Consider the following 13,338-nt stretch of genomic DNA (forward strand, 5'->3'; position numbering starts at 1 on the left):
ATTCTGGATTACGCCCTTAACTTCTCTAGCAGCGCTTTTGCTTCACTGAGCTTATCCCCCTCAGCTTCTGCCAACACTTCATCAAGTAGCACTTGTGCTCCATCAAAATCATTCATTTCTAGGTATGCTTTCGCCAGATCTAACTTACTGTCAACATCACTGGCAACGTCAACATCATCTAAGCCAATATCATCCAGCACATCAGGGAAATCTTCCAACCCCACGTTTAAGTTCATTGGAATCGAATTCGGATCAACATGGCTCTCATCCGGTTGATCTTTCATCAGTTCTTCAATACTGATGTAATCCGCTGCGGGTTCTTCTTGCTCAACCAAACGGCTTTCAACCATCTCCTCTGTCAGTGGCTCTTCGGCAAGTTCACTCTCAGCCAACGGATCTTCGGGTATTTCAAACGGTGTATTTTCCTCAGCGATATCATCTTGCGACAGCTGTGGTTGATCACCCCAATCTTCACCTTCCAGCTCTGGCTCAGGCGTTGCGGCGGCTTCCCAGATTGCCGCTTCATCATCATCCGGCGTATAGTCTTCTTCTGGCAGCGCTAACTCGTCTTCTGTCAAAGGTGAGTCATCTAATGCTTGTCCAGATGTCTCCGGAGCTTCAGGTGTGAGCTCGACCTCATCCATATACGAGTCAATTTCTGAAATCGCATCATCAAAGTCTACGCCCTCTAGACTCAGCGACGCTTCCGCAGAGTCAGCACTCACGGCTTCATCTGTCATCGACATATCTTCGCTTAACTCAGAAAGAAGATCGTCCACATCTGTCAACAAAGCGCCCATGTCTAAGCCAGCCGAATCAACAAAGTCCTCATCAAGGCTATCTAAGCTCAGATCAGAAGATTGCAATCCGTCTGGGTAACGTGAGTCTGTTTCAGCACCTTGACTTGGTGATTCAACGTCCGGTGAAGTGGCCTCGACATTAGGCGCCTGATCCGTTGGCTCAGCATCCACCTTCAGGTCATTCAAACCGCGTTCGGTCTGATACTCTGTTTTACCCTCGTCCAGCTCCAACTGCTCTTCTAGCACAGCCGCAAACGCATCGTCCTCGTTGAACTCGGGTAAATCATCGATATCAATCGCGTCTTTAAATGCGAAACCAAGCTCCTCTTCATCAACATCGGTCGCAGTAGGCTGCGCTTCAAGCTCCTCTTGAGGCGGTACATCTTCAACCGAAGAGTCCGACTCTACACTCTCCGCCGCCGTGGGTTCTACTGTATCAGGTTCGGCGGATGACGGCGCTTCTTCGATGGGGCCGAACTCACTTTCAACTTCGCGTAGCGCATCTTCTTCACTGAACTCGGGCAAGTCTGTGAGCGAAATAGCCTCTTCGCCCTCAAGTGTTTCCAACGTCTCTTCAAGCGGTTCATCCGCTTCAAGTTCATTCAGTGCTTGCTCAACAGTTTGACCTTGAAAGTCTTTGGCTAGGGTTTCAAATTCTGACAAATCATCATCATCGCTCAATGATTCAGACTGCCAATCTTCCATGACAGGTGGTTCTGCAGCCTCCAACATTTCGCTGATTTCATCATCAAAATCATCACCTTCTGAGAGCAGTGCTTCTAGGTCTGCTTCATCCTCATTCAATGATTCTCCCAACAAAGCCTCAATAGCCGCTTCATCGTCATCGAGTGCAGAAACGACATCGCTTTCAAGTTCCTTAAGAAACGCGTCACTTTCACTCTCATCGATAGCAAACTCATCTTCTTCTTCAACGGAAAGCGCATCATCGGTGAGATTAAACGCTGTGAGATCCTCTTCATCAAGTTCTTGCGTTTGCGCTTCTTCTATCTCGTCAAGCTCTGCAACAAAGTCATCGATACCTCTCGGCGCTTCGTCACGCGGATCTGTTGATGGTGATTGTGTCTCCTGTGGTGAGTGTGTCTCCTGAACCTCTTCTGAGGAGACTTCATCGTCTAGTTCATCTGTTTCTAATGCGTCTATGTCACTCGTGGGCTGCGTGTCACTCTCAAGCTGAAAATCGTCTTCAATACTCTCTTCAGCATCAAGTACATCAATGGGTTCAGCATCCTCTTGCGACGCTTCTTCAAGCATTTCAGCGTCTGCCAGCGCATCTTCGCTGAGCGCTTCTGAGACTTCTGCGTCTGCTTTGTCTATATCTGAACTGTCTGATGCTGGCAGGTCATTTTCAGGTGAACTCTCTTCAAGCGCTTCCTGCAACTCGCTATCAATATCATCTAGGTCTAGATCATCCAGTTCACGCGCTGCTTGGTCATGCTCTTCTAGGTCTTGGTCTTGACCATCGCCGGTCTCTACCGACTCTTCGGTATCAAGCGCCTCTTCGATGCTGTCCAAAACATCAAGATAATCGGCCTCAGGCTGTTCCAGCTCTGGCTCGTCCAGTGCTAAGCCTGCACTTTCCTCTGCATCGAGAGACAACTCATGCGGCGCGTCATCCATCGTCTCTTCAGGCTGTAGTTCTTCAGAGACGTCGCCTTCAGAGGCATCAAATGCATCATCAAGCGCGTCGACAGGTTCAACATCCGCTTGCTGCACTTCTTCAAGCAGTTCAGCGTCTTCTATCGCTTCTTCGCTGAGCGGCTCTGATTCTTCTACGTCTGCTGTATCTATGTCTGAACTGTCTGATGCTGGCGTATCATTTTCAGGTGAGCTGTCTTCAAGCGCTGCCTGCAACTCGCTATCGATATCGATATCATCTGGGTCTAGATCATTCAGCTCACGCGCTGCTTGGTCATGCTCTTCTGGGTCACGTTCTTCGAGGTCATGCTCTTCTAGGTCTTGGTCTTGACCATCATCGGTCTCAACCACCTCTTCGGTATCAAGCGCCTCTTCGATGCTTTCCAAAACATCAAGATCATCGGCCTCAGGCTGTTCCAGCTCTGGCTCGTCCAGCGCTAAGTTTGCGCTTTCCTCCACATCGAGAGACAACTCATGCGGCGCGTCATCCATCGTCTCTTCAGGTTGCTCTTCAGAGACATCGTCTTCAGAGGTATTGTCTTCAGAGGCATCAAATGCATCATCAAGCGCGTCGACAGGTTCAACATCCGCTTGCTGCACTTCTTCAATCGGTTCAGCGTCTTCTATCGCTTCTTCGCTGAGCGGCTCTGATTCTTCTACGTCTGCTGTATCTATGTCTGAACTGTCTGATGCTGGCGTATCAATTTCTTCAGGTGAGCTGTCTTCAAGCGCTGCATGCAACTCGCTATCGATATCATCTAGGTCTAGATCATCCAGCTCACGCGCTGCTTGGTCATTCTCTTCTAGGTCTTGGTCTTGACCATCGCCGGTATCTACCGACTCTTCGGTATCAAGCGCCTTTTCGATGCTTTCCGAATCATCAAGATCATCGGCCTCAGGCTGTTCCAGCTCTGGCTCGTCCAGAGCTAAGTTTGCGCTTTCCTCCACATCGAGAGACAACTCATGCGGCGCGTCATCCATCGTGTCTTCAGGTTGCTCTTCAGAGACGTCGTCTTCAGAGGCATCGAATGCATCATCAAGCGCATCGACAGGTTCAACATCCGCTTGCTGCGCTTCTTCAAGCAGTTCAGCGTCTTCTCTCGCATCTTCACTGAGCGGCTCTGATTCTTCTGCGTCTGCTGTATCTATCTCTGAACTGTCTGATGCTGGCGTATCATCTTCAGGTGAACTCTCTTCAAGCGCTGTTTGTAACTCGCTATCAGTATCATTTAAGTCAAGCTCATCTAGTTCGCGCTCTTCTGAGGCACGTTCTTCGAGGTCATGCTCTTCAAGGTCTTGGTCTTGACCACCGTCAGTCTCAAACGCTTCTTCGATACTTTCAGAGTCATTAAGATCTTCCGCTTCAGCCTGCTCTGGCTCCGCGCCTTGCTCATCAAGTACAAATTCCGAGTCGAGATCCATCTCAGAAGCATCATCCTCAAGGGCATCATTGACGAGTGAGTTATCTTCGCCGCTCACATCATCGTTCAATTCATCAGGCGATTCTGACGCCTCATCGGCTGTATTTGCCTGTTCAGGCAAGACACTCTCTGGGACAGGATCATCATCTGATACCGCGTCGAGTACCTCATCAAACGATACATCTTCATCGGCGACTGGCTCTGCGCCCCCCTCAAGAAACTCATCAAGTAACGCATCACTCTCGGAGAGGGTATCCTCATCAATTTCATTCTCAGTAAGCAGTTGTGTTTCTTCTACTGCCTCATCTAAGAACTGATCGAGCATGGCGCTATTCTCTTCCTCATTGGAAGCGTCGTCGTCTTCAAGCAGTTCATCGAGCAGTGCGTCACTTTCCGAGAGATCGAAGTTTTCTTCTGTCTCGCCCTCAGAATCACTTTCATCTAATAACTCATCGAGCAACGCATCACTATCAGATAAATCTAAGGCTTCCTCTTCACCTTGCTCATCAGGCGTTTCATCCAAGAGTTCATCAAGCAGTGCATCACTGGTTGCTAACTCCTCCAGAACCTGATTATTCTCTTCGTCATCACTGCTCTCTTCATCTAACAACTCATCAAGCAGCGCATCGCTATTTTCTAAATCTGGTGTACCTTCAGCATCGGCAGGCTCTTCATCAAGAAGCTCGTCGAGTAAGGCATTACTATCACTCAAATCAACATCGATATCAGTCTCTAACGCAGCATCATCGGCCTCGTCGAGCAACTCATCGAGTAGCGTGGTGGTATCTTCAAGTTCTGGTAGGCTTTCTTCTGGCTCTGGCTCTGGCTCTGGCTCTGGCTCTGGCTCTGGCTCTGGCTCTGGCTCTGGCTCTGGCTCTTCAGCATTATCCAGCTCAACCGGCGCTGCTTCACTCAATATATCTTCATCAAGATCAAAGTTTTCTTCATTCCCTTCGCCGTCTGTCAATGCATCCAGTTCAGCTAACACTTCATCTGGGTCGGCGTCACTTTCCGTCTCATCGACTTCACTCAACAGAGAATCGATATCCTCTAATCCAGGAATCGGCTCTTCATCGTCTTCACTATCAAGATCAAATGCACCATTTTCTTCAGTCGGTGCTGCCTCTGCTTCTGCAAACAAGGCATCTAGCTCTGCCTGTTCAGCAGCGAAATCCGCTTCTGGTTCGTCGTCGCTCGACTCGCTGGTGGGCTCAGCCTCGATAGGCGTATCATCATCGGCAAGATCATCCATATTGCCGAGTAAATCATCCAACATGGATTGGTCGAGCAGCTCTTCACTATCATCAGAGGAGAGATCAAAGTCTTCCTCTTCACCCATGTCGGTCCCATCTTCGGTAACTTGTTGCTCCCAACGCGCTGCAAGTTCTTCATCAGGCGACATGGGTTTATCATCCATCTCGTCCAATGCACGTTCCATGTCTTCCAAACCAATCGCCGGCTGGTCGCTATCCACGGAGAGATCAGGACTTGGCTCATCGTCATCTGCAAGTTCGAAGCCTTCCTCACCGCCCTCATCACCAAACAAGGCATCATCATCCGTCAACGCAAGGTCAGGGATATCGTCAGCGACCTCCTCTTCAAGCTCTGGCAATGCAGGCTCTTGCGGCGCAGGTTGCTCAAGCGCTTTAGGTGCTTCATCTTCTTCTGGTTTACGACGCATGATAAGGAAAACAATCAAACCCGACAGCAAGGTGGTCACTGTCAATGCGCTTCCCCACAGTAACAGTGGACTGTCGGCCAAGCTTTTCTGGTTCGCCATCTCCTGCTCGCGGGCCGCTTGCTTTTCTTTTTCTATATCGATGAAGTCTTGAATCTGTCCTTTTAAATCGGCGTCTTCTGTGAGCTGTTCTTGAATCGCTGAAAGCTCATACTTCATGTTCTCGAGCTGCAAACGCAAGCGTAGATTTGACTCTCGTAATTTGGTCAGCTCCGCGTCTGACACGTCCATCATTTCTTGAACAGTCTCATCCATCATTTCTGGGCGCGGCGGAATCATACCCTCTTCTGCGGGCATCGCCTCTTTATCCGCCATCATTTCAGGTTCTGCTGGCTTCACGACGTCTTCAACTTCAGGTGCTGAAGGTTGTGGCCTTGGCGTCACTGTTGCAGTTTGAGGGCGAGTGGCAGGACGAGCAGGCTGAGTTGTAACCGGCGATACGCTTCGTTTATCTCGCTCAAGGCGTCGAACAACATCGGCGCTATTCTCTTGGCGAATTTGAACTAGCGTTGGCATGATCAGCACACTACCCGGACGCAAACCGTGCAAGTTGTTATCTTCAAACGCTTGCGGGTTTAGGCGGTGAATCGCAGACAAAACTTGATAGATTGAGACATCTGCGGTCGGACGATTACGATCAGCAATCGCCCACAGTGTTTCATCGCTTCGCGTTGGGCCATAACGACGCACCTGCGGCGCTTGTTGAACTTGTGGTGCTGGCTCTTCTGGCGCTTGAGCATTTTGCTCTGGGCCAATAATGCGAATGACATTTGAAGAAGCAGAAAAGGGAGCGACACCAATCAGTACTGAAGCAATTAGAAGGCACCGTTTAATAACGGGAAATTTATAAGACACTGCCTGTAGTCCTCTTGGGCAGGATGAAACACTTAGTCTCACTATATCGGAAACAGGTAGCAAAACTGTAGTGTTTGCTGCAAAAACCCCTCAATTTTAGACAATAAAAAAGCGCTTATGGGAGATAAGCGCTTTTTTTGAACTTTTGCCTGTCAATCAGGCATATATTTTGCGGAGAAGATCAAATAAACAAAACTCTCAATTACAGGTAGTCACGAATCAAGACTTCGGCAATTTGTACGCTATTGGTCGCCGCCCCTTTACGGACATTATCAGCAACAACCCACATATTTAGGCCATTTGGATGACTAATATCTTCACGCACACGTGCCACCATCACATGGTCTTTACCCGTTGCCTCTGAGACTTGGGTTGGGTAGTCGTTTCCATGGAATAACTCCACGTTTTCTGCATTTTCGAGCAAAGAGACCGCTTCTTCAATATGAACAGGCTGCAATGTCTCTACATGCACAGCTTCTGCGTGGCCATAGAAGACAGGAACACGGACACACGTTGGATTCACTCGAATAGACGCGTCGTTGAAGATTTTTTGGGTCTCCCAAACCATCTTCATCTCTTCTTTGGTGTAACCATTGTCCATGAACTGATCGATATGCGGTAAACAGTTAAAGGCAATTTGCTTGTCGTACGCTTTATTTTCCGCAGGTAAACCGTTCAATAATTTTGCTGTTTGTCCCGCCAGCTCGTCGATGCCTGATTTACCGGTGCCAGAGACTGATTGGTAAGTAGATACGTTAATGCGGTCAATCCCGTACGCATCATAAATGGGCTTCAGGGCGACAAGCATCTGAATTGTTGAACAGTTCGGATTGGCAATGATATTTCGATTACGGAACTCCGCCACCGCTTCAGGGTTAACTTCAGGCACCACCAAAGGCACGTCATAATCGTAGCGGAAGTGTGAGGTGTTATCGATAACGACGACGCCTTCGTCCGCAGCAATCGGCGCCCAATGAGCCGAGGTTTCACCACCCGCAGAGAAGAAGGCGATGTGAACTTGGCTCCAATCGAACTCTTCTACATTTTGAACACGAATTGATTTGTTCTTAAATTTGAGTGTCTTGCCTGCACTGCGTTCGCTCGCAAGCAGATAGAGATTGCCGACCGGAAAGTCACGCGCTTCCAATACTTCAATCAGTGTCTCACCCACGGCACCTGTTGCACCGAGGATCGCAATATCAAATTCCTGGCTCATCCAAGACATCCTCAACTGTAAAACCTAAATTAGCCAGCGACTCTAACCCAAAACTCGGGTCGCCCGCTACTGTTATTGCACTGTATTCGCGTCTATCCCAGTAATTCTTACGCAAATGGTCAAACTCGGCGCGCATTTTCGCTTCATCATCACCACATGCCTGCATGGCGCGGCGGAACGCACTGTCATCTCTACGGACATCGTAGACCAGTTGGACGAGGGTTTGCAGGTAATATTGATCGACGGGCTGCCCTAAACTTACCTTCGGAGTGAATGCCTCCGGAAGTAGATTCGCTGGGTTGGCGCTGTTTTTCTGGCCGAGAAAATCGCTAAAGGCATTGAAGACCATCGTCGTACCACGCGCCTTTCCTTCCAAGCCATAGCCAGCGACATGAGGCGTTGCAAAGGCTAACAGCGGTAGCAGTGCGAGATCAACCAGCGGCTCATGCTCAAACACATCCAGAATGGCCGTAATACCCGCTTGCTCAGAATCTTGTTCAACCAACTTACGTTTGAGGGCGGCATTATCAACCACCGCACCTCGCGCCGCATTGATCAGTATCGTACCCGGCAACAAGTTATTTATTCGTTGCTCATCAAACAGGTGATAGGTCGTATGTTCTCCCTCTTTCACCAACGGCGTGTGAAGGGTAACAACATCGCATTGGGCGATGAGCGTATCAAGCTCGACAAACTCGCGGGGATCGTTTTGCTGAGCTAAAGGTGGATCACAAAGCAAAACCTCGACACCTAACGCTTGAAAACATGATGCCAAATAACTTCCAACGTTACCGGCTCCAACAATGCCGACCTTACGATCAAAAACAGAAAAGCCATCTCGCTGGGCAAGCACCAATAAGGAGCTCAATACATACTCGGCAACCCCCACCTTATTGCAGCCTGCCGCACCATAGAACGCTATCCCTTTGTTAGCTAACAAGGCTTTATCAACATGATCCGTGCCTGCTGTCGCTGTACCGACAAATTTCAAGCGATTCGCTTTGGCGAGTAACGCAGCATTGACTTGGGTCACGGAACGAATCATCAAGGCGTCAACATCGACAAGATCGTCTGCGGTTAAATTTCGCCCGGGAAGCAATGTCACCTCCCCTAACTGGGTAAACAGCGCTTCTGCATAGGGCATGTTTTCATCAATGACGATGTTCATCTGCGTCCTTCTGGTTTTACTTGGCGTGAACGGCATCATCGCGATGATTTTTCGCAGGGTCAAGCCGCATTCCAAAACTCAACGTAATGCAAAATGTTCACTTGAGCACAAAAACAACATATAACAACTTTCATTCGCGCATAAACGTGGCCAAGATCACCGCCAAAGTCAGAAAAATTTGGCACATTTGCCCCATCATACTTTCCTTTGAACATTCATTTGAGCAATGCGATATGACAAAACGTTTTGAAACTGACGTCGTGATTATCGGCGGTGGCGCAACAGGCACGGGCATAATGCGTGATTGTGCCTTACGAGGTATTCCTTGTATTCTCATAGAAAAGAGTGACTTAGCTTCTGGCACAACCGGAAGAAACCATGGGTTACTGCATTCAGGCGCCCGCTATGCGGTAAAAGATCAACATTCTGCACGTGAATGCATCAATGAAAACAAGATTCTTCGCCGCATCGCCAAGCACTGCGTGGAAGATAGCCAAGGCCTTTTCATTTCATTACCTGAAGACGGATTAGACTATCAGTCTGAGCTACTCGCAAGTTGTCAACAAGCAGGCATTGACGCTCAGGCACTGTCAAAACAACAGGCACTCATGCTCGAACCCAATGCGAATCCACAACTCATTGGTGCAGTGCAGGTCCCTGATGGCACCCTAGATCCTTTTCGCTTAACGGCATCAAATGCACTTGATGCGATCGAGCATGGCGCGCGCTTACTGACCCGTACTCAGGTTACCGGCTTGATCCAAGAACAAGAGCGCGTGATTGGCGTTGAATGCTTGTGTCTCAATAGCGGTGAGAAGATCGCGGTTTATGCCAAAGAAGTCATTAACGCAGCGGGGATTTGGGGACAGCAGCTATGCGAATATGCTGACCTCAATGTCACCATGTTTCCCGCCAAAGGATCACTCCTCATTCTTGACTACCGGATCAATAACGTCGTGCTCAATCGCTGCCGAGCCCCAGCCGACGCCGATATCCTTGTGCCAGGCGACACCATCTCTTTGATCGGTACGACGTCTGAAGAAATTGGCTATGACCAGATTGACAACCTGCACGTCACGCCAGACGAAGTCGACGTCTTAATTGAAGAAGGGTGCAAGCTCGCCCCCATCATGCGTAATACTCGCGTTTTGCGCGCTTACGCGGGTGTACGCCCCTTAGTTTCTATTGGCGGCGACAGCAGTGGCCGTGATATTAGTCGAGGGATTGTGCTGCTCGATCACGCTGAACGCGATGGTCTCAGTGGGTTCAATACCATTACCGGCGGCAAACTCATGACCTATCGTTTAATGGCAGAGCAAGCCACCGACTTAGTCGCCAAAAAACTGGGGGTGAGCACGCCATGTACTACCGACACACGGCCCTTGCCCGGTTCAAATGCGCAACAACCCAATAAACGCCACACAGCCAGCATCGCTAAACCTATTTATGCCTCGGCATGCCATCGCCACGGTGAGCGCGCCGCCGATTTCCTCGGACAGAACACCGATGATGAAACACTTGTTTGCGAATGCGAAATGGTCACTAAAGGCGAGATTCGATATGCCATTAATCAACTCCACGTCGATACCATCACCGATCTGCGGCGTCGAACCCGCTTAGGCATGGGGCCTTGCCAAGGCGAACTCTGTGCCTATCGTGCGGCTGGCCTGTTTTCCGAGCTCGGCCATGGAAAGCACCATGCTTCACACCTGCTGCACCGCTTTTTAGAAGAACGTTGGAAAGGTATCAAACCCGTGTTCTGGGGAGATGCCCAGCGCGAAGCCGAGTTTACCTATTGGATCTACGAAGGTTTGATGGGGATTTCAGATTTCGCCAGTGAACCTCAACCATCCTCATTTCCACAGCACAACGAACAGGAGGCATGATATGCAGTTTGATACCCTTATTATCGGCGGCGGAATTGCTGGCCTAAGTTGCGCCATCCGCTGTAGCGAGCAAGGGCAAAAAGTCGCCGTTATCAGTGCGGGGCAAAGCGCGCTGCATTTCTCTTCAGGGGCGATTGATGTCCTCGGCCAGTTACCGGATGGCACCCCGGTGACCCACCCCTTTGAAAGCTGCGCTGAGTTCAAGCAACATTTTCCACACCACCCTTATGCAAAGCTTAACCGCCAACAAGTGAAAGCCTCACTCGATTGGTTTGAAACCCAGCTCACGTTGCAAGGGGTAAAGTTAGTGCATGCCTCAGGGGAGGCCAATCATCAACGATTAACGCCGCTTGGTGCACTCCGATCTACGTATCTATCGCAGCCTTCATCACTGATGTTGCCCATTGATGAAAACCCGCACCACGCCCCTCAACATATTGTCATCGCGACAATTAGAGGCTATCGCGACTTCCAACCGACCTTGTTAAAAGAGAACCTCAGCAAACATCCTAAGTTCGCGCAGGCGAAGATAGATACCATCACGCTAGATTTACCCACACTACCCCAACCTTGCGAATACCGTTCTATCGACATTGCCCACTTTCTGCAAACATCATCGCAACTGAACGCACTCGCCGATCAATTGCAACGTCATGCCAAGCATGCTGATGTCATTATTCTCCCCGCCTGCGTTGGCAATGGTGACGGCCAACAAGTTATCGCGAAACTCCGTCAACGCTGTGGGCTGAACCTTTTTGAGATGCCAACGATGCCTCCCTCGTTAATGGGATTGCGAATAGAAGAAGCGTTAAAACGTCGCCTTCGTGAAGTCGGTGGGATGCTTTTAAATGGCGATCAAGTCCAACAAGGTATTTTCGACAATGGTAAAGTCAGTGCCGTCATCAGCCGCAATCACGATATGCCGCTACGTGCCAATCACTTTGTCTTAGCATCAGGCAGCTATTTTAGTCGCGGCTTGCTGGCCGAACGAAAACAGATTCGTGAACCTATCTTCGACTTATCGATTGCATCGTCAGCTGATGTGCCCTTTCACGATGACTTTTTAAGCCCCCATCCGCACCAGTTCATGCAGCAAGGCGTCACAACCAATCAAGCCTTTCAGCCGGAGAAGGACGGAAAAACCGTACCGAACTTATTTTGCGCTGGCGCTGTGCTCGCCCACTATGACCCGGTATTTGAAGGCAGTGGCAGCGGTGTGGCTATCTCTAGCGGTTATGCCATCGCTGAACACATTCTTTCTGAAACGACAGCACAGATCGATGGAGACATCGCCTAATGGAAAACACCAGCTTCGACCAGTGCATCAAATGCACAGTTTGTACCGTTTACTGCCCTGTCTCTAAACACAATCCCGATTTTCTCGGCCCCAAAACCTATGGTCCAGATGGCGAGCGTTTGCGTCGCAAAGACCCGGCTTACTATGATGAAATGATGAGCGCATGCACTAACTGCAAACGCTGCGAGACGGCCTGTCCATCAGGCGTGAAGATTGGCGACATCATCGCCATTGCCAGAAAGAAACATGCGAAAAAGCCACTTAGCCCAAAAACGGTGCGTGACTTTATTCTTGGTCACACCGACCTCATGGGCTCGTTATCAACGCCGTTCGCGCCGATTGTCAATGCTGTCACCGATGTCAAACCGATCAAATCTCTGATGCACAAAACGCTCGGGATTCACGATCACAAACGCTTGCCGAAATATGCACGTGGCGGTACTTTCCGACGCTGGTTTAATAAACAACGTGCACAACAAGAAAAGTTCGACAGGCAGGTGCACTATTTTCATGGCTGCTACGTGAACTATAATAATCCCCAGCAAGGCAAAGATCTGGTCAAGGTGCTCAATGCCATGGGCATTGGCGTCACGCTATTGGAAAAAGAGCAGTGCTGCGGCGTGCCGCTGATCGCCAACGGATTCTTTAAAAAGGCCACGCAAAATGCGCAACGAAATGTCAGTGCGATGACCAACGCGCTACAACAACACTCTGCGCCGATACTGTCAACGTCCTCCACCTGTGCCATGACACTGCGTGATGAGTACCCTCATGTCCTTAACGTTGATAACGGTGCGGTACGGGACAAAATTCACTATATCAGTCGCTTCTTACTGACGGAGTTCATGCATGGCAACCAACCCAAGATGAAGAAGCTCAACCTTCGCGTCGATTACCACACCCCTTGCCATCTAGAAAAAAGTGGCAATCAGTTATACACCATTGAACTGCTGCGAGCGATTCCGGGCATCCATCTCAACATACTCGACAGTCAGTGCTGCGGCTCAGCAGGGACCTATGGCTTTAAAGCCGAGCACTATCAAACCTCTATCAAGATAGGCACGCCAGTATTTGACACGATCACCGAGAATCAACCTGATTTTGTGATCACCGATTGCGAAACCTGCAAATGGCAAATTGAAGAAAATACCCCACATCAAGCCATTCACCCTTTGTCATTGATAGCGATGGCTTTGGCCAATGACGATGATAGTCTCACCGATAACTAGTTTCCCCCTCCTTGCACTCACTGTGCGGTAAGAAAAAAGCCTCAATCTAACCAATTGAGGCTTTCATTTTAT

General features: G+C 49.5%; 6 protein-coding genes. 3 read left to right on the forward strand and 3 right to left on the reverse strand.

Annotated features, from left to right (window positions below):
- Positions 1–8 precede the first annotated feature (8 nt).
- The 3 genes from TSUB_RS11880 to TSUB_RS11890 all read right to left on the reverse strand — a co-directional run bounded on the left by TSUB_RS11880 (position 9) and on the right by TSUB_RS11890 (position 8,854).
- Positions 9–6,470 (reverse strand): FimV/HubP family polar landmark protein, encoded by a 6,462-nt coding sequence (locus tag TSUB_RS11880; RefSeq protein ID WP_159064808.1) that lies wholly within the window; start codon positions 6,468–6,470, stop codon positions 9–11.
- A 202-nt stretch (positions 6,471–6,672) separates the two neighbouring features.
- Positions 6,673–7,686 carry an aspartate-semialdehyde dehydrogenase gene (locus TSUB_RS11885; RefSeq protein WP_087017610.1) on the reverse strand — a complete coding sequence of 338 codons (1,014 nt, stop codon included), beginning with the start codon at positions 7,684–7,686 and terminating at the stop codon, positions 6,673–6,675.
- Positions 7,670–8,854, reverse strand: coding sequence for a 4-phosphoerythronate dehydrogenase (locus TSUB_RS11890; RefSeq protein ID WP_087017612.1), 1,185 nt, complete (start codon positions 8,852–8,854; stop codon positions 7,670–7,672). Before TSUB_RS11890 ends, TSUB_RS11885 begins: the two co-directional genes overlap by 17 nt.
- Positions 8,855–9,087: 233 nt before the next feature.
- On the opposite strand from TSUB_RS11890, the gene glpA reads away from it, so the two are divergent.
- The 3 genes from glpA to glpC are packed head-to-tail and all read left to right on the forward strand — an operon-like array spanning position 9,088 to position 13,266.
- Positions 9,088–10,740 carry an anaerobic glycerol-3-phosphate dehydrogenase subunit A gene (gene glpA / locus TSUB_RS11895; protein ID WP_087017614.1) on the forward strand — a complete coding sequence of 551 codons (1,653 nt, stop codon included), beginning with the start codon at positions 9,088–9,090 and terminating at the stop codon, positions 10,738–10,740.
- A 1-nt stretch (position 10,741) separates the two neighbouring features.
- Complete coding sequence (gene glpB, locus TSUB_RS11900) at positions 10,742–12,037, forward strand: glycerol-3-phosphate dehydrogenase subunit GlpB (RefSeq protein WP_087017616.1); 1,296 nt, start codon at positions 10,742–10,744, stop codon at positions 12,035–12,037.
- Positions 12,037–13,266: an anaerobic glycerol-3-phosphate dehydrogenase subunit GlpC gene (gene glpC, locus TSUB_RS11905; protein ID WP_087017618.1), complete on the forward strand. Its 1,230-nt coding sequence runs from the start codon at positions 12,037–12,039 to the stop codon at positions 13,264–13,266. Before glpB ends, glpC begins: the two co-directional genes overlap by 1 nt.
- Positions 13,267–13,338: the final 72 nt, after the last annotated feature.

It is taken from the genome of Thaumasiovibrio subtropicus, from assembly GCF_019703835.1.
GTDB lineage: Bacteria > Pseudomonadota > Gammaproteobacteria > Enterobacterales > Vibrionaceae > Thaumasiovibrio > Thaumasiovibrio subtropicus.